This is a genomic window from Allobosea sp., from assembly GCF_036675845.1.
Taxonomy (GTDB): domain Bacteria; phylum Pseudomonadota; class Alphaproteobacteria; order Rhizobiales; family Beijerinckiaceae; genus Allobosea.
This window is the reverse complement of the sequence record NZ_JAKFED010000183.1, coordinates 63,158-80,573: the sequence shown is the minus strand read 5'-3', so window position 1 is coordinate 80,573 and position 17,416 is coordinate 63,158. Positions and strand designations below refer to the sequence as shown.

General features: G+C 69.1%; 17 protein-coding genes. 10 read left to right on the top strand and 7 right to left on the bottom strand.

Going from position 1 to position 17,416, the window contains the following annotated elements; translation table 11 throughout:
- A partial coding sequence (locus V6M56_RS20160) for a DUF2848 family protein (protein WP_332686319.1) occupies positions 1-376 on the top strand: 376 nt, incomplete at its 5' end.
- Positions 377-585: 209 nt separating this feature from the next.
- Here V6M56_RS20160 and V6M56_RS20155 read toward each other — a convergent pair.
- From V6M56_RS20155 to V6M56_RS20140, 4 genes are all read right to left on the bottom strand, one after another.
- On the bottom strand, positions 586-1,356 hold the full coding sequence (locus V6M56_RS20155; RefSeq protein ID WP_332686317.1) for an ABC transporter ATP-binding protein: 771 nt from the start codon (positions 1,354-1,356) through the stop codon (positions 586-588).
- 135 nt (positions 1,357-1,491) lie between these two features.
- On the bottom strand, positions 1,492-2,484 hold the full coding sequence (locus V6M56_RS20150; RefSeq protein WP_332686315.1) for an ABC transporter substrate-binding protein: 993 nt from the start codon (positions 2,482-2,484) through the stop codon (positions 1,492-1,494).
- 57 nt (positions 2,485-2,541) lie between these two features.
- Positions 2,542-3,354: an ABC transporter permease gene (locus V6M56_RS20145; RefSeq protein WP_332686313.1), complete on the bottom strand. Its 813-nt coding sequence runs from the start codon at positions 3,352-3,354 to the stop codon at positions 2,542-2,544.
- Positions 3,351-4,199 carry an IclR family transcriptional regulator gene (locus V6M56_RS20140; protein ID WP_332686311.1) on the bottom strand — a complete coding sequence of 283 codons (849 nt, stop codon included), beginning with the start codon at positions 4,197-4,199 and terminating at the stop codon, positions 3,351-3,353. Before V6M56_RS20140 ends, V6M56_RS20145 begins: the two co-directional genes overlap by 4 nt.
- A gap of 117 nt (positions 4,200-4,316) precedes the next feature.
- On the opposite strand from V6M56_RS20140, the gene V6M56_RS20135 reads away from it, so the two are divergent.
- From V6M56_RS20135 to V6M56_RS20125, 3 genes are all read left to right on the top strand, one after another.
- A complete protein-coding gene (locus V6M56_RS20135) occupies positions 4,317-5,015 on the top strand; it encodes a hypothetical protein (RefSeq protein ID WP_332686309.1) in 699 nt (232 codons plus the stop codon).
- Positions 5,015-5,797, top strand: coding sequence for an SDR family NAD(P)-dependent oxidoreductase (locus V6M56_RS20130; protein WP_332686307.1), 783 nt, complete (start codon positions 5,015-5,017; stop codon positions 5,795-5,797). The genes V6M56_RS20135 and V6M56_RS20130 overlap by 1 nt, the downstream gene beginning before the upstream one ends.
- Before the next feature lie 167 nt (positions 5,798-5,964).
- Positions 5,965-7,209, top strand: a complete 1,245-nt coding sequence (locus tag V6M56_RS20125) for an amidase (protein WP_332686305.1) — start codon at positions 5,965-5,967, stop codon at positions 7,207-7,209.
- Between the two features lie 537 nt (positions 7,210-7,746).
- Here the strand turns inward: V6M56_RS20125 and V6M56_RS20120 are convergent.
- Positions 7,747-8,016 carry a hypothetical protein gene (locus V6M56_RS20120; protein ID WP_332686304.1) on the bottom strand — a complete coding sequence of 90 codons (270 nt, stop codon included), beginning with the start codon at positions 8,014-8,016 and terminating at the stop codon, positions 7,747-7,749.
- A gap of 251 nt (positions 8,017-8,267) precedes the next feature.
- Here V6M56_RS20120 and V6M56_RS20115 point away from each other — a divergent pair, with 251 nt between their 5' ends.
- The 3 genes from V6M56_RS20115 to V6M56_RS20105 all read left to right on the top strand — a co-directional run bounded on the left by V6M56_RS20115 (position 8,268) and on the right by V6M56_RS20105 (position 10,821).
- Complete coding sequence (locus tag V6M56_RS20115; RefSeq protein ID WP_332686301.1) at positions 8,268-9,245, top strand: TIM44-like domain-containing protein; 978 nt, start codon at positions 8,268-8,270, stop codon at positions 9,243-9,245.
- A 140-nt stretch (positions 9,246-9,385) separates the two neighbouring features.
- Positions 9,386-10,192 (top strand): 4-hydroxy-tetrahydrodipicolinate reductase, encoded by an 807-nt coding sequence (gene dapB / locus V6M56_RS20110; RefSeq protein WP_332686329.1) that lies wholly within the window; start codon positions 9,386-9,388, stop codon positions 10,190-10,192.
- Between the two features lie 5 nt (positions 10,193-10,197).
- Positions 10,198-10,821, top strand: a complete 624-nt coding sequence (locus tag V6M56_RS20105) for an alpha-ketoglutarate-dependent dioxygenase AlkB family protein (RefSeq protein WP_332686299.1) — start codon at positions 10,198-10,200, stop codon at positions 10,819-10,821.
- A gap of 46 nt (positions 10,822-10,867) precedes the next feature.
- On the opposite strand, the gene grpE is transcribed toward V6M56_RS20105, so the two are convergent.
- Both grpE and V6M56_RS20095 read right to left on the bottom strand, forming a co-directional pair.
- Positions 10,868-11,485: a nucleotide exchange factor GrpE gene (grpE, locus tag V6M56_RS20100; RefSeq protein WP_442881198.1), complete on the bottom strand. Its 618-nt coding sequence runs from the start codon at positions 11,483-11,485 to the stop codon at positions 10,868-10,870.
- Positions 11,486-11,578: 93 nt separating this feature from the next.
- Positions 11,579-14,341, bottom strand: a complete 2,763-nt coding sequence (locus tag V6M56_RS20095; RefSeq protein ID WP_442881199.1) for a [protein-PII] uridylyltransferase — start codon at positions 14,339-14,341, stop codon at positions 11,579-11,581.
- A 319-nt stretch (positions 14,342-14,660) separates the two neighbouring features.
- Here V6M56_RS20095 and V6M56_RS20090 point away from each other — a divergent pair, with 319 nt between their 5' ends.
- The 3 genes from V6M56_RS20090 to V6M56_RS20080 are packed head-to-tail and all read left to right on the top strand — an operon-like array spanning position 14,661 to position 17,275.
- Positions 14,661-15,635, top strand: coding sequence for an aliphatic sulfonate ABC transporter substrate-binding protein (locus V6M56_RS20090; RefSeq protein WP_332686297.1), 975 nt, complete (start codon positions 14,661-14,663; stop codon positions 15,633-15,635).
- Between the two features lie 19 nt (positions 15,636-15,654).
- Positions 15,655-16,482, top strand: a complete 828-nt coding sequence (locus tag V6M56_RS20085) for an ABC transporter permease (RefSeq protein ID WP_332686295.1) — start codon at positions 15,655-15,657, stop codon at positions 16,480-16,482.
- 10 nt (positions 16,483-16,492) lie between these two features.
- The gene (locus V6M56_RS20080) at positions 16,493-17,275 is read left to right on the top strand and encodes an ABC transporter ATP-binding protein (RefSeq protein ID WP_332686293.1); all 783 of its coding nucleotides are present in this window, start codon (positions 16,493-16,495) and stop codon (positions 17,273-17,275) included.
- Positions 17,276-17,416 lie beyond the last annotated feature (141 nt).

The window sequence follows — 17,416 nt, the reverse complement described above, 5'->3', positions numbered from 1 at the left end:
CGACCGCAAGGCCGAGACCTTCGGCATCGCGCTGTCGAAGCAGCTCTGCGGCAAGCCGATCGCCGGCGCGCTCTGGAAGCTCGCCGAGGTCGAGGGCCATTGGGACGAGATCGAGATGCGCGCTTTCGCCGTGATCGACGGCAAGCGCGAGCTCTATCAGGAAGGCCGGCTCGCGAGCCTGCGCACGCCCGCCGACCTGATGGCGCGCAGGCCGGGCGGCGGCCTGCCGCCGGGTTCGGCGATGTTCTGCGGCACGCTCGGCGCGATCGGCGGCATCCGCCCGGCGAGCCGCTTCGAGATGGAGCTGCACGACCGCAAGCTCGGCCGGACTATCGCGCATGGCTACGATGTCGAGGTTCTGCCGGTCGTCAGCTGAACAATGCTGCGTCGACGGGGTACCGCGCCGTCATTCCGGGACATCGCGCAGCGATGGGCCTGGAACCCATGAACACGACGGTACCCGTTCTTGCGAGCGAAGCGAAGCAATCCAGAGGGCCAGAAAGCGCTCGCCCGGCGGCCCTGGATTGCTTCGTCGGCTGACGCCTCCTCGCAATGACGGGAAGCGTTCCGGGCCGCCGCGCCGCCTCAATACTTGATCACCCCAAACCGCCGGAAGGCGTCGTGGATGCGGTCGGCATAGGTGTTGAAGCTCGGATAGTCGCCGAGATGGGCCGGGCGTGGCCGCGGCAGCTCGATCCTGATCTCGTCGACGATCCGCCCCGGCGTCGGCGACATCACCAGCACCCTGTCCGACAGGCCGATCGCCTCGTCGATCGAATGGGTGATGAAGACGACGGTTTTGCCTGTCTCGAGCCAGAGCATTTCGAGATCGTGCCGGATCTGCGTGCGCGTGATCGCGTCGAGCGCGCCGAAGGGCTCGTCCATCATCAGCACGGAGGGGTCGTGGATCAGCGCCCGGGCGATCGAGACGCGCTGGCGCATGCCGCCGGAAAGCTGCTTCGGATAGCGGTCGACCGCATGGCTGATGCCGAGCTTGGCGAAGAGCTCGAGCGCCCGTTCCTTTGCCGGGCCGAGCGGCAGGCCGCGAATCTCGGCCTGGAGCATGACGTTTTCCAGCGCCGTGCGGAATTCCAGCAGCAGGTGGTCCTGGAAGACGATGCCGATATCGGTCAGCGGCTCGGTCAGTTCCCTGCCGTTGACCAGCAGTTCCCCGCCGCTGGTCGGGATCAGCCCGGCGGCCATCAGCATGAAGGTGCTCTTGCCGCAGCCGGAGGGACCGATCAGGCTGACGAATTCGCCGCTCCTGATGTCGAGTGTCAGCCCGTCGACGGCGGTGAAGCCGCCGAAGCTCTTGACGATGCCACGTCCTTCGATCGAGGCGGCGGAGGCGGTCATGCTTTTCTCGTCCAATCTCGCGGTCGTCCCGGGCGACCGCAGGGAGACCCGGGGCCCATGCCGGAACGGTTCAGGCATGGATCCCGGCCCTGCGCTGCGCTCCGGCCGGGATGACCGTTCAGGGGTGGTCGTCGACTACGGGCAGGCCGGCGCCGCGGCCGGCAGCAGCTCGGTCGTGTAATAGTCGGTGATCGGCTTGTCCTTGGGCAGGCCGAGATACTGCGTCAGCAGCTCGAAGCTCACATTCCAGTTCTTCTCCGGCACCTTGCCGAGCGAGGTCGCGCCCGGCGCGCAGAGCAGCTTGTTGACGACCTCGAACTGCCCCATCACCTGCGCCTTCTTCACCGAGGGGAACTGCGCGATGACGGCGTCGGCGGCGGCCTCGGGATTCTTGCGGGCGGCGTCCCAGCCCTGGAGGCTCGCCTCGACGAACTTCTTGTAGAGCTCGGCATCGGCCTTGATCTTGTCGTCGCGGGCGATGATCGACAGGCCGACCGTCGGCACCCCGATGTCGCGATAGAACAGGTCGCGGACCTTGAAGCCGCGCTCGCGGATCTGGATCGAATGGAAGTCGGCGCCGCCGAGAATGGCGTCGACCTTCTTCTCGAGCAGCGCGCCGACGAAGGCGCCGGGGTCGATGTTGATGATGTCGACCTTCGTCTTGTCGATCTGGTTGGAGGCGAGGATGGCGTCGAGCAGAATGGTCTGCGCCGTGCCGGGCTGGACCGCGAGCTTCTTGCCGACCAGGTCCTTTGGCGAGGCGATGCCGCTCTCCTCGAGCGAGATGATGGCGAAGCCATTGGTCTGCAGCACCGGCGCGATGATCTTCACCGGCGCGCCCTTGGTGCGCAGCTGCATGGCGGCCGGCGCATCGGCGAAGCCGACATCGGTCTGGCCGGTGGCGACCATCTGCGCCGTGGTGCCGGAACCCTTGCCCTCCTCGATGGTCAGGTTGATCCCGGCCTTCTCATAGAGCCCCATCTGCTTGGCCAGCATGAAGCCGGCATTGGGGGCGGCGGCGAGGAAGTTCAGCGTGATCTTCATCGGCTTGCCGCCGGCCTGGGCGAGCGCGCCGGTCGCGCCGAGTGCCAGCATGGCGGCGGCGGTGAGCAATGTCCTTCTCAGCATGGTCCTGTCCTCCCTGTGGTTCCGGTTTGCCCGGATTGATGGTCGAATTAGCGGTCTTCAACTCTTGCGCTGCCATGGCATCAGCAGCACCTCGAGCCCGTCGACGAGATAGCTGAACAGGATGCCGACGAAGCTGAGCGCCACCAGGCAGGCGAAGATCAGCGGCATGTCGAGGAAGCTGGTGCCACGCAGCAAGAGGTAGCCGAGCCCCGCATTGGCGCCGACGAACTCGCCGACGATCGCGCCGGTTGCGGCGAACACCGCCGAGACCTTCAGCCCCGAGAAGATATAGGCCAGCGCCGCCGGCACCCGGACATAGCGGAAGGTCTGCCAGGCCGAGGCGCCCATTGAGCGGGTGAGATAGAGCACGCGCTCGTCGAGCGCCCTAAAGCCGGTCATGCTGGCGACCAGCGTCGGGAAGAAGCAGAGCAGGAAGGTCAGCAGCACCTTCGGGAACAGGCCGAAGCCGAACCAGACCACGAAGAGCGGAGCGATCGCGATCTTCGGCACGAGCTGGAAGAAGACGATGACCGGGTAGATCGCCTTCTCGAGCAGCTTCACCGAGACGATGACATAGCCGAGCGGGATCGAGATCACCGCGGCCATCAGGAAGCCGAGCACGATCTCGTTGGCCGTCACCAGCGTGTGCTGGAAGATCAGCGCCCGGTCGATCCAGAGCCGCTCGAAGAAGGCGCTCGGAACCGGGAGGATGTATTCCGGGATGCCGGCCATCGGCACGAACCACTGCCAGGCGAGCAGCAGCAGGGCGAAGCTGGCGAGCGGCCAGGCGATGGCCGAGATCCAGGCGCGCGTCTGGCCGCTGCCGAGCGCCGCCGGAGCGGGATGGGTGCTGGCGCTATCCTGGCTCATGCCGAAGCCCTCGCGGCCGGCGCCGCGGCGCGCAGGCGCGGCGCCTGCTCGCCTGCCGGCGCGATCTGCCGGCGTCGCAGCGGCCAGATCTCGGCCATCGCCTGCGCGGCATGCTGCAGGGCCTCGGCGATCTCCTCGCGCCGCGCCTCCTGCATGCGCTGCAGCGGGCCGGCGACGCTCAGCGTGCCGGCGACGTCGGCCTCGGCTTCCGGGCTGGCGCGGAAGGTCGCCGCCATCGCGACCGTGCCGATCTCACCCTCCTCGACGGCGAGCGCGAAGCCGCGCCGGCGGGTCTCGTCGAGATGGGCACGCAGCGCATCGACGTCGCCGAGCGCATTCGGCCCGGTACGCCCTTCGGCCTTGAAGCCGCGGGCGCAGACGATGCGCAGCGCCTCGGCCTCGGGCAGGCTGGCGAGCCAGGCCTTGCCGGTCGCGGTGGCGTGCAGGACGATCTCGGTGCCCATCGGCGGCTCGTAGCGCAGGCCGGCCGTCGCGCCCTGGGCCCGGGCGATCCAGACCAGGTTCTCGCCCTCGACCACGGCGAGGCGGCAATATTCGCGGGTCGTACGCGCCAGTTCATCGAGCACGATCTGGCCGGCATCGGGCAGGCCGCGCAGATCGAGATTGCGGAAGGCGAGCTGCGCCAGCTTCAGCGTCAGGCCATAGGCGCCGGAGCTCGCATCCTGCGCTACGAGCCCGCGCTCGGCCAAGGTCGCCAGCAGCCGGTGGGTCGCGCTGACCGGCAGGTCGAGGCGTTCGGCGAGCAGGCTGAGATCGGCGCCTTCGGGCTCGCCCGCCAGCGCTTCCAGCATCTTCAATGCGCGCTCGACTGCCGCGATCGTCACTCGTTCCGTCCCCTCATGCGTTATAATTGGAAATGATTTCCAATTTGGATTTGATTTTCGTATAGAGGTCGCTCGAGGCCGAGTCAACGCGCCTCGCACGAGCCTGACGGAGGAACGATGAGCCTGGCGGGTGAGGGGGCGGTTGCGATCTGGCACGACATCGCGCCGGAGGGCAGGGCGGATTTCTATGCCTGGCATGGGCAGGAGCACATGCCGGAGCGGGTCGGCATTCCCGGCTTCCTGCGCGGCCGGCGCTATGTCGCGATCGAGGCCGATCTCGAATTCTTCAACCTCTACGAGGCGCAGACCGTCGAGGTGCTGAAGGGCCAGGACTACGCCGCCCGCGTCAACGCTCCGACGCCCTGGACCTTGTCGGCGGTGCAGCATTTCCGCGCCGTCGCGCGCTCGATCTGCCGCGTCGCCCATACCGCCGGTCCGGCCCAGGGCGGTATGATCGCGACCTTGCGCTACGATGTTCCCGACGAGCAGGCCGCCAGCCACAAGGCCTCCCTGCTGCGCGGCCTCATCCCGGACCTGCTGGCCAAGCCCGGCGTCGCTGGTGTGCACCTGCTGACGGCGGATGCAGAGGCGAGCGGCGTCGCCACCGCCGAGCAGAAGGCGCGCGGCGTCGCCAATGCGGTGCCGCGCTGGGTACTGCTGCTGGAGGGCTGGGGCGACGAGGCCGATTTCGTCGCGCTTGCCAGGGCCGGGCTCGGCGGCGACAGGCTGGCGGCGCTGGGCGGCGAGGGGCCGTTCACGCTCGGCTTCTATCGCCACCAGATCACCCGCACCAGAACGCAATGGAGTGCCGGCTGATGAGCGCGCGTTACGATCTCTCCGGCCGCTTCGCCATCGTCACCGGCGGCGCCGGCGGGCTTGGCCGCGGCATTGCCCGGGCGCTGCTCGCGGCCGGCGCCAGCGTCGAGCTCTGGGACCAGGATGGTACGGCGCTGACCGAAGCCGTGGTCGATCTCGGCCGGCGCGTCGGCCGCCGGCAGCTCGACATCCGGGTGGCGGGCGCGGTCGAGGAGGCGGCGCAGGCGGCTTTCGCCAGCCATGGCCGCATCGACATCCTGGTCAACAATGCCGGCGTGCTCGGCGAGGTGAAGCCAATCTGGGAAACCTCGCCCGACAATTTCCAGCGCGTGCTCCAGGTCAACCTGTTCGGCGCCTATCTGGTGATGCGCTCGGTGGTCGGCTTGATGCGCCGGCAGCCGCCGCGGGCTTCGAGTGCCGGCGGCCACCCCCTGCGCGGCCATGTCGTCAACATCGCCTCGATCCAGGGCAAGGAGGGCATGGCCATGGCCGGCGCCTATTCCGCCTCCAAGGCCGGGATGATCGCGCTGACCAAGAGCGTTGCCCGCGACGCCGCGACGGACGGCATCATGGTCACGGCGGTGACGCCCTCGGCCGCCGAGACGGCGATGGCCAAGGAGATCTCGGCCGAGCGCCGGGCCGAGATCCTCTCGCGCATCCCGATGGGGCGCTTCGTCGAGGTCGAGGAGGTCGCCCGCATGGTGCTCTGGCTTTCCTCCGACGAATGCTCCTTCTCGACCGGCGGCATCTTCGATCTGTCGGGCGGGCGGGCGAGCTATTGAAGGCTTCTGCCTGAGCGCCGCCATCCAGCGGCCGCTGGCGCTGCGACAGGCATGCGCCGGCGCCGCCCTGCGGTCGCGATCGGCCGGCTACCGCAGGGCGGCGGCTTCATGCCAGCATGGCCCCGTCCGGCCCGATCCTGCGGCCGCCATGCCACAGGAACGCTTCCATGCTTTCGGTTCGCGAGATTGCCCGCCGCGTCGCCAATGGCGAGATCACGGCCCAGGCCGCCCTGGCTGAAAGCGAGCAGCGAATCGCGGCGCGCGACGGCGAGTTGCACGCCTTCGCCAGCCGCCCCGACGCGCTGAAGCCGGGCGCCGGCCCGCTCGCCGGCATCGCCTGCGGCGTCAAGGACATCATCGACACGGCCGAATTGCCGACCGGCATGGGCTCGACGATCTATGAAGGCTGGCAGCCGCGCGCCGATGCGGCGATCGTCATGGCGCTGAAGGCGGCGGGCGCGACCGTCGCGGGCAAGACGCAGAGCACCGCCTTCGCCTTCCTCGACCCGGCGCCGACCCGCAACCCGCATGATCCGAGCGCGAGCCCGGGCGGCTCCTCGGCCGGCTCGGCGGCAGCCGTCGCGGCCGGCATGGTCCCGCTGGCCATCGGCACGCAGACCGGCGGCTCGGTGATCCGCCCCGCGGCCTATTGCGGCGCAGCGGCGATCAAGCCTTCCTACGCTCTGCTGCCGACCGTCGGCGTCAAGCCGTTCTCCTGGTCGCTCGATACGCTCGGCCTGATGGCGGGCAGCGCCGACGATCTCGGCTTCGCGCTGGCGGCGCTGACCGGCCGGGCGGAGCTCGACGCCGCGGCAGCGCCGCTGCAGGGGCTCAGGCTCGGCCTCGCCCGGCAGGAATTCACCGAGGCGCCGGAACCGGCCTGCGAGGAAGCCCTGCAGCGCATCGCTGCTCTGGCGCGGCAGGCCGGGGCGAGCGTGATCGAGCGGGCGGCGCCGACCGAGCTCGCCGACGCCTTCAAGGCGCACGGGCCCTTGCAGGATTGGGAGGCGACGCAGGCGCTGGCCTGGGAATACGCCAATCATCGCGAGGCCTTGTCGCCCAAGCTGCGCGCCTATCTCGACGAGGCGCGGAAAACGACGCCGGCGCAGTATGACGAGGCCCGGCGCCAGTCGCGGCGCGGGCGCCATGCCGCCGAAAGCTGGCTCGGCGAAGTCGATGTCCTGCTGACCTATGCGGCCCCCGGCGAGGCGCCGGCGACGCTCGCCTCGACCGGCGATTCGAAGTTCAACCGGCTCTGGACCCTGCTCGGGACGCCGTGCCTGACCGTGCCGCTGCTGCGCGGCCCGCGTGGTCTGCCGGTCTCGTTCCAGCTCGTCGGCCGCTTCGGCGCCGATGCGCAGGTGATCGCCGTGGCGAAGGCGCTCGAGCGCCTGATCGTGACCGCCGCTTGACGAAACGCCGGCAGGAGAATGGCGCCTGTCCCGGATGGAACAATATTGCGTCGCAACAATTCGGGCGCGAGTGTGATACAGGGGGTTCATCTTAGACTTGTGAATACTAAAGCCTTTTACAGAGAAGGTCTTGATCTTGACCATATACAAAGCGAGTCAATGCTTTAACCCTTGATTAAGGTCATTGCTCTCGCCGGGCTCGGCTTTCCGCGTCGTTTCCGCTTGCGGCGTCGCTCGATTCTGCTAACTTCGGCGACAGGTCAATGACAAAGGAGGGTTCGATGAGCCTTGCGCTAAGTCTCGACCGATTGGCCATGGGAGCGGCTTTTTTGCTGGTTCTGGCGATCGTGGTCGGAGCGTTCTGACAGAAGTCAGTCTGAAGTCTGGAGACCCTAGAGATGGTTCGGGAAGCGCCGCCGGAAGGATCCGGTGGCGTTTTTCTTTTCCGGCCGGTCCCTTTATCGCTGGTCCTTTTATAGCCGGCCTTGGCCCGGCAAGGCATCGTTCGATGCCGCCCTCCGCCGCCCCCTGCGGCGCTCAACTCTCGGGGCAGGGGTTCTCGCTGACTTCCCAGGACATCATGTTGATGACGCGGCCGCATTGGGCCAGCCGCCGCCCCTTGTTGGTGCGGATGCAGGCGATCGCGCCTTCGGCGATCTTCTTGCCGTCGCTCCAGCAGAAGCAATAGGGCTCGGGCGCCTGTGCGACACGCGGCCGGTCGAGCGCCTCGGCGGGCTCCTGAGCCTGGGCCGGGATGCAGAGCAGCAGGGCGGTGGCGGCCAGAATCGTCGTGGCCAGCATCGTCATGGCGGAAATCGCGACAGGGCGTGATGCCGTCGCGCGCGGGTGGTGCAGCCTCCGAAAGACCCGGATCATGGCTGGCTCCTTTCGTTCGCGTTCGAGGCGTAACGAAGCGGAAACGATACCACAGCCGTGTCGGCAGCCCAACGTTCCGGCAGCGGGTGAATCGCAGGCGTTTGCCGGGCGCCCACCTTGCGAAAGTCGTACGACCCCTCCATATTTGCGCGAAGAGGGCCACTCTGGCCCCGGGAGGGACCATGTCTTTGATTTCGCTTGCCCGGCGCGGCCGGATCGTCACCCTTCTCGCCGGCGCCTTGCTGCTCGTTCCCGTGCTGGCCGAGGCTCGCCCGGGTGGCGGCAAGGGCTTCGGCAGCCGCGGCTCGCGCACCACGCAGCAGGTCGCGCCGACCCAGACGGCGCCGACCGGTGCCGCGCCGATGCAGCGCACCGCCACTCCTGCGCCTAGCCCCTCGGCGGCCGCGCCCGGCGCCGCCGCGGCGCAGGCGGCGCGTCCGTCCTTCGCCCGCAACATGATGATGGGCATCGGTGCCGGCCTGCTCGGTGCCGGCCTGTTCGGCCTGCTCTCGGGCGCCGGTTTCGGCGGCCTCGCCGGCATGCTTGGCATGCTGTTCCAGGTTGCGCTGATCGGCGGCCTGATCTGGCTGGCGCTGCGCTTCTTCCGTCGCCGTTCGCAGCCGCAGCTCGCGAGCGCCGGCGCTCCGCTCGGTCGCGAGCCCTATCAGCCGGAGCAGCCTCAGGCTGCCCAGCGCGTGGGCGCGATGATGGGCGGTGCGGGCGCCGCCACCGCCGCTTCCGCCAAGCCGGTCGAGTTCGAGCTCGCCGGCGCCGACTATGCCAATTTCGAGCGGCTGCTCGGCGACGTCCAGCTCGCCTATTCGAACGAGGATAACGCCACGCTGCGTCAGCTGGCGACGCCGGAGATGGCCGGCTATTTCGCCGAGGACATCGCCGAGAACGCCGGCAAGGGCCTCGTCGACCGCGTCGCCGACGTCAAGCTGCTGCAGGGCGACCTCGCCGAATCCTGGCGCGAGGCCGGTTTCGAATACGCCACGGTCGCGATGCGCTTCAGCTCGCTCAACGCGCTCGTCGAGCGCGAAGGCGGCCGCGTCGTCGAGGGCCATGCGACGATCCCGCGCGAGGTCACCGAGCTCTGGACCTTCGTGCGTCCGCGCGGTGGCGCCTGGCAGGTCTCGGCGATCCAGCCGGCCGAATAGGGCCATCACCTATCGAGATCGAAACGGCCGGGTTCGCCCGGCCGTTTTTCGTTTCGGCCGGCTGCGAAGCGGCTTATAGGCAGTCGCGCCGCCCGGATCGGGCGTAGCCTGGCATTCTGGAGCGTTTCATCATGAGCGACATGCGCCTTGTCGTCGTCGGCGCCGCCGGCCGGATGGGCCGCTCGCTGATCAAGGCGATCGCGGAGACGCAAGGCTGCGTGCTCGGCGCCGCGATCGAGCGGCCGGGCTCGCCTGCGATTGGCCAGGACGCCGCGGTGCTCGCCGGATTGCCCGCAAGCGGCGTCGTCGTCACCGACGACGCGCTGCCGGCTTTCGTCGAGGCCGAGGGCGTGCTCGACTTCACTTCTCCCGAGGCGAGCGTCGCTTTCGCCGGCCTCGCGGCCCAAGCCCGCATCGTGCATGTCGTCGGCACGACCGGCCTGGAGCCCGGCCACATCGCAAGGCTGGAGGCGGCGGCGCGCCATGCCGCGATCATCCGCTCCGGCAATATGAGCCTCGGCGTCAATCTGCTGGCGGCGCTGGTGCGCAAGGTCGCCGCCACGCTCGGCACCGACTGGGACATCGAGATCGCGGAGATGCACCACCGCATGAAGGTCGATGCGCCGTCGGGAACGGCGGTGCTGCTCGGCGAGGCGGCAGCCCAGGGTCGGGGCGTCGATCTCGCGCAGGCGCGCGTCGCGGTGCGCGACGGCCAGGTCGGGGCGCGTCCCGCCGGCGCCATCGGCTTCACCGCATTGCGCGGCGGCACCGTCGTCGGCGACCACAAGGTGATCTTCGCCGGGGCCGGCGAGCGCCTCGAGCTCTCCCATGTCGCCGAGGATCGCAGCCTGTTCGCCCAGGGCGCGGTCCGGGCGGCGCTCTGGGGCCGCGGCCGCAAGCCCGGGCTCTATTCGATGGCCGACGTGCTCGGCCTCGACAAGCTCTGACCCTGATGGCTCCGCTCGCCGTCGCCCCCGGCGTGACGCATTGGCCGGGCTATCTCGATGCGGCCGAGCAGGCGGCGCTGGTCGCAGAACTGCGCGAGGTCGCCCGGCAGGCGCCGTTCTTCACCCCGCGCATGCCGAAGACGGGAAAACCCTTCTCCGTCAAAATGACGAACTGCGGCGCGCTCGGCTGGGTCTCGGACGAGAGTGGCTATCGCTACCAGCCCAACCATCCGGAAACCGGCACGCCTTGGCCGGAGATGCCTTCGCGCCTGCTGCGCGCCTGGGAAGAGCTCGCCGCCTATCCGCACCCGCCGCAGGCCTGCCTGGTCAATTTCTACGAGCCGACGGCGAGGATGGGCCTGCACCAGGACCGCGACGAGCAGGATTTTTCGGCGCCTGTGCTGTCGCTCTCGCTCGGCGACACGGCGATCTTCCGCATCGGCGGCACGGTGCGCGGCGGCAGGACGGTCTCGCTGAAGCTGGCCTCGGGCGACGCGCTCGCCTTCGGCGGCGAGGCGAGGCTGGCCTATCACGGCATCGACCGCATCCTTGCCGGCTCGTCGAACCTGCTGCCGCAGGCCGGGCGGATCAACCTGACCCTGCGCCGCGTGACCAAGCCGTCAGGCTGAGGCGTGAGGGCGAAGACGGCGACGTCGCCCGCCTTCGCATCACCCATCATTCGCCGGAAGCGGGCTTGTCCCCGGCTTCCGGCGCCGGCGCCTCGGAGGCTCCGTTCGCCGCGGGCTTGGACCCACCGGCCGAAACGCCGACCAGCGCCGGGCGAAGCACCCGCTCGCCGATCTTGTAGCCGGTCTGAACCACCTTCGAGACCAGCCCCTTGGCGACGCTCTCGTCGGGCGCCTCGAACATCGCCTGGTGCAGGTTCGGGTCGAATTTCTCGCCATGCGGCTCGATGCGCCGGACGCCATGGCGTTCCAGCGTCTTGAGCAGTTCGCGCTCGGTCAGCTCGACGCCGTCGATGACGGCCTTCAGCGTCCCATCGGCAGAATCATGTACCGCCTGCGGCACGCTTTCCAGGGCGCGGCGCAGATTATCGGCCGAGCCCAGCATGTCGCGGGCGAAGCTGGTGACGGCATAGGCCTTGGCGTCGGCGATTTCGCGCTCGGTGCGCCGGCGCAGATTCTCCATCTCGGCCAGCGTGCGCAGCAGCTTGTCCTTGAGGTCGTCGCGTTCGGCCTCGGCGGCGGCGAGCGCGTCGGGCGCCTGGCCCTCCGTCTCGACCTGGGTTTCCGTCTCGGGCTTCGGATCGTCCATCGCAGGGTTCCGCGTCATCGCGTCATCAAACTCCAGTCATGCAAACTGTCAGGGACGGAAGCCGGGTCCGCGCCTGTTTCGTGGCCGATATCGGATTTCGGGTGGCCGAAATCAAGCTCGGGCCATCGCTTTGGTCCGCGTCGCCTGCGCCTTGTCATGGTCGAAGCTGAACACGGCGAGCAGGGCCTGGCGGATGACGAGCTGGCGCGCCGTCGTGGTGATCTTCGCGCCCGTCAGGTCGGTGACGTAGAAAACGTCGACCGCCTTCTCGCCGAAAGTGGCGATATGGGCCGAGGCGATGTTGAGGTTGAGCTTCGAGATCGCGGTGGTGAGATCGTAGAGCAGGCCCGGCCGGTCGAGCCCCGAAACCTCGAGCACGGTGTGGCGGGTCGAGAGCACGTTGTCGATGATCACCTCGGGCGCGACCTGGAAGGTCTGGCCGCGCGGCGGTGGGGCGCGGCGCTGCGCCACCAGGTCGGCGATCTTGATCTCGCCCTTCAGCGCGCGCTCGATCGCGGCCGCGATGCGCTCGGCCCGGCGCAACTCGTCGTCGTCGCGCTCGAAGGCGCGCGAGACGAAGATGGTGTCGAGCACCAGCCCGTCGCTGGTGGTGAAGATCTGGGCGTCGACGATGTTGCCGCCGGCCGCCGCGCAGGCGCCGGTGACGATGGCGAGCAGGCGCGGATGGTCGGGCGCCAGGATGGTGAGTTCGGTGACGCCGCGGAACCGGTCGGTCTCGACCCTGGTCGCGGTGGTGCGCCCGGCGCCCTCCGCCTCATGCAGGAAGCGCGCATGCTGCTCCTGGCGGTCGAGCTCGACCTTGAGCCAATAGGCCGGGTAGTGCCGGGCCAGATAGGCCTGGCGTGCTGCCGGCGGCCAGTCGGAGAGCCTGGCGGCGAGCGCGTCCTGCTTCAGCTCCACCCGGGCCTTGCGCTCGATCGCGGAATGGCCGCCGGCGAGCACCACCTCGGTCTCGTAATAGAGCGTGCGCAGCAGCTGGCCCTTCCAGCCGTTCCAGACGCCGGGGCCGACGGCCTTGATGTCGGCGACGGTGAGCACGAGCAAAAGCTTCAGCCGTTCCAGCGATTGCACGATCGCCGCGAAGCTCTCGATCGTCTTCGGGTCGCCGAGGTCGCGGCTCTGGGCGACGGTCGACATCACGAGATGGTTCTCGATCAGCCAGACCACGGTCTCGGTCTGGGCCTCGGCCATGCCGAAACGCCGGCAGAGCTTGCGGGCGACGCGCGCGCCGGCGACCGAATGGTCCTCCGGCCGGCCCTTGGCGATGTCGTGCAGCAACAGCGCGACATAAAGCGCGCGCCGGTTGGCGATGGAGGCGAAGATCGAGTTGGCGAGCGGATGCTCGGCCACCAGCACCCCGGCATCGATCTCGGCCAGGATGCCGATCGAGCGGATCAGGTGCTCGTCGACCGTATAGTGATGATACATGTTGAACTGCATCATCGCGACGACGCGGCCGAAATCCGGGATGAAGCGGCCGAGCAGGCCGGATTCGTTCATCCGCCGCAGCACCGCCTCGGGCGAGCGCCGTGCCGTCAGGATCTCGATGAAGATGCGGTTGGCCTCGCGATCGTTCCGCAATTGCGCCGTGACCAGTCGCAGCGATTGCGTCACCAGCCGGCTGGTGGCCGGGTGGATGGCGATGTCGTCGCGGCTGGCGATCTCGTAGAGGCGCAGGAGATTGACGGGATCGCGCTTGAAGGCGTCGTCGTCGACGACGCTGAGGCGCTGGCTCTTCAGCGTGAAATCGGGGTGGCCGAGCGCGCGCACCCGCCTGCGCTTGGTCAGCGAGCCGAGCAGCCGGGTCAGGGTCGCGCGCGGCTTCTGCTGGCGGGCTTCCAGCGCGGCGCAGACGATCGCCGTGAGGTCGCCGACATCCTTCGCCGTGAGGAAATAGGCCTTCATGAAGCGCTCGACCGGGGCCTGGCCGCTTCTGCCCGCATAGCCGATCGCAGCTGCTACCTGGCGCTGCAGGTCGAAGGAGAGCCGCTCCTCGGCCCGGCCGGTGATGAAATGCATCCAGCAGCGCACGCGCCAGAGGAACTCCTCGGCGCGCCGGAAGATCGCGAGCTCCCGGGCGTCGAACAGGCCGGCCTCGACGAGATCGGCCGGATCGTCGACGCGGTAGGCGTATTTGGCGATCCAGAACAGGGTGTTGAGATCGCGCAGGCCGCCCTTGCCGTCCTTGACGTTGGGCTCGACCAGATAGCGCGAGGTGCCGGCCCGCGTGACGCGGGTCTCGCGCTCGGCGAGCTTGGCCTCGGTGAAGGCCGGGGCGCTGCCCTCGACCACCTCGGCGCCGTAGCGCCGCATCATCTGCGCGAACAGCGCCGCATCGCCGGCGACGAGCCGCGCCTCCAGCAGCGCGGTGCGGATCGTCATGTCGCCGCGCGCCTCGCGGATGCAGTCGTCGACCGAGCGGACCGAATGGCCGACCTTCAGCTTCAGGTCCCAGAGCGGGTAGAGCACCGCTTCGACCACGCTCTCGCCCCAGGCCGTCTGCTTGTCCGGGAAGAGGAAGAGCAGGTCGACATCCGAGCCCGGAGCCAGCGTGCCGCGGCCATAGCCGCCGACGGCGACGACGGCCATGCGCTCGCCCGAGGACGGGTTCTCCGCGGGATAGAAATGTCGCGTCGCCGCGGCATGGAGACTGCCGACCACGGCGTCCATCGCGGCCGAGAGCCGCTTGGCGCAGGTGAGGCCGTTGCGGGTGCGGGCAAGCAATTCCTTGGCCGAGGCGCGGCCTTCCTCGAGGGCGTCGCGCAGGGCGGCGGCGAGGGCGGCGCGCAGCGCCTCCGTGCCGCCGCCGGCCTGGCGTGCCAGCCGGGCGACGGCCGCGGCCGGGTTCTCGATCAGTTCGGCCAGTTTCGGAGCGGGCTTGTCGGTCGCTGGCGGCACGGCGGCGCTTTCGCGGGAAGGGTTCAGGAGCGATCCCTAGCACGATGGCGGCTACGGCAGAAATCCCTATTAAACATACTTGAAATGTGAAAATTTTCTATGCCGATTTCAGGAAGGGTTGTTTGACAAACAGAACGCATGCACCTAAAAATCGGACACGCGCCGATTTGAGCCACCAGCTTGCGGGCGCGAAACAAGTGCAGCTAAAGCGTGGGGCGCGGGAGGCCCGCAAGGCCTCCGATCCCTTCGCAGCCATTCGACGAAGGGAAACGCCATGACGAAGATCCTGCCTCCGAGCCGCCGCGCCGCAATTGCCGGCTTTGCAGCCGCCGCATTCGTCGGCGGCGCCGCTTTGGCCCAGGCGCCGAAGGAAATCCGCATCGACTACGCGACCTATAATCCGGTCGGCCTCCTCCTGAAGGAGCGCGGTATCCTCGAGAAGGCGCTCGAGGCCGACGGCATCAAGGTCCGCTGGGTCTTTTCCGCCGGCTCGAACAAGGCGCTCGAATTCCTCAATGCCGGCTCGCTCGACTTCGGCTCGACCGCCGGCGCCGCCGCGCTGATCGGCAGGATCAACGGCAACCCGATCAAGTCCATCTATGTCTATTCGCGGCCCGAATGGACGGCGCTGGTCACCGGCGCCAAGAGCGAGATCACCAAGGTCGCCGATCTCAAGGGCAGGCGCGTCGCCGTCACCCGCGGCACCGATCCGCACATCTTCCTGGTGCGCTCGCTCGCCGATGCCGGCCTGACCGAGAAGGACGTCAAGCTCGTCCTGCTGCAGCATGCCGATGGCCGGCTCGCGCTCGAGCGCGGCGATGTCGAGGCCTGGGCGGGGCTCGACCCGCTGATGGCCGCCGCCGAGATCGAGGCCGGCGCCAGGCTGTTCCACCGCAAGGCGGCCGACAACACCTGGGGCGTGCTCAATGTCCGCGAGGAGTTCGCCGAAAAGCATCCGGAGCTCGTCCGCAAGGTGCTGAAAGCCTATGAGGAGGCGCGCGCCATCGCGCTCGCCAACCCGGCCGAGGTCAGGAAGGTGCTGGTCGAGGCGACCAAGCTCTCCGACGCGGTGATCGAGCGCCAGCTCACCCGTACCGAGCTGACCCACAGCAGTATCGGCGCGGCCCAGGCCGAGACGATCCTGGCCGCCGGCATCGCCTTGCAGCAGGCCGGGGTGCTGCCCGCCGCGACGGACATCAAGGCGGCTGTCGACGCGCTGATCGACCGGCGCTTCGTCGCGACCAACTGAGCGGCATGGCCGGGCGGCGATGAGCGCGATCGAGATCGGGACGGCTCCGGCCGAAAGCATCGCCCGGGCCGGGTCGGCCGGGCGGACGCGGCTGCGTCTCGCCGGGCTGGTGCTGCCGCTCGTCCTGGCTGCGCTCTGGGAGGTGGCTGTCCGGACCGGGCTCGCCAATGGCCGGCTGATGCCGCCGCCGAGCGTCGTCGGCGCGACGCTCTGGGAGCTTGCGCTCAGCGGCGAGCTCGCCACCCATGCCGCCGCGACGCTCTGGCGCGTGCTCGCCGGCTTCGGCCTCGGCGCCGCCGCCGGCACCCTGCTGGGGGCGCTCACCGGCGCCCTGCCGGTGGCACGCGGCCTGCTCGACCCGACCCTGCAGGCGCTCCGCGCCATCCCCTCGATCGCCTGGGTGCCGCTCTTCATCCTCTGGTTCGGCATCTTCGAGGCGTCCAAGGTGGCGCTGATCGCGGTCGGCGTCTTCTTCCCGATCTATCTCGGCGTTGCCGCCGCGATCCTCTCGATCGACCGCAAGATCGTCGAGGTCGGCCGCGTCTTCCGTCTCGGAAGGTTGGCGATGGTTCGGCGCGTGCTGCTGCCGGCGATCCTGCCTGACTGGTTCACGGCGCTGCGCGGCGGCCTCGGCCTCGGCTTCATGTTCGTCGTCGCCGCCGAGATCATGGGCGCGAGCGAGGGGCTCGGCTATCTCCTCGTCGACGGCCAGCAACTCGGCCGGCCTGCCACCATCATCGCCGCCATCATCTCCTTCGCCGTGCTCGGCAAGCTGGCGGATGGCGTGCTGGTCGCGCTCGCCCGCCCCTTCCTGCGCTGGCAGGACACGGCGCGGGACAAGCTCTGAGGCCGCCGCGATGCTGACCTTCGACAACCTCTCCAAGACCTATGCCGACGGCACCCGGGCGCTGTCCGGCATCACGGCCGAGGTCGCGGCCGGCGAGATCCTCGCTCTGGTCGGCGGTTCGGGCTGCGGCAAGACCACGCTGCTGCGGCTCGTCGCCGGGCTCGACCGGCCGAGCGAGGGCCGCATCGTGCTGGGCGGCACGGCGATCACCGAGCCGCGCGCCGATGTCGGCGTCATCTTCCAGGAGCCACGGCTCTTTCCCTGGCTCAGCGTCGCCGACAATGTCGGCTTCGGCCTGGCGGACCTCCCGGCAGCCGAGCGCCAGCGGCTGATCGGCAGCGCGCTCGCCCGCGTCGGCCTCGGCGGCTATGACAGGCGCTGGCCGCGCGAGCTCTCCGGCGGCCAGCAGCAGCGCGTCGCCATTGCGCGCGCCCTGATCACAAGGCCCAAGCTCCTGCTGATGGACGAGCCCTTCTCGGCGCTCGACGCCACCACCCGCGCCAGCCTGCACGACCACCTGCTGGCGCTCTGGGAGGAAAGCCGGCCGACCGTGGTGATGGTGACCCATGATGTCGAGGAAGCGGTGACGCTGGCCGACCGGATCATGGTGATGCAGCCCCGGCCCGGCCGCGTCTTCGACGAGCTCGACAATCCCCTGGCCCGGCCGCGCGACCGGCTCTCGCCCGCCTTCGAGGCGGGCAAGCGCGAGGTGCTGCGCACGCTCGACCGCTCGCTGCGTGACGAGCAGCCGCAGCAGCACAAGGCGGCTGAGAGCGCCGGCATGTGGTGGTGATGGTCAACCGCCCCGTTTGACAAAACAGACGACTGGACCTTATTAAAGGATACGCGCCGATTTGAGCCTCAGCTTGCGGGCGCGAAACAAATGCCGCTAAAGCGTGGGAGACGAGATGACGGCTCAAGCCGTCGGCGCTTC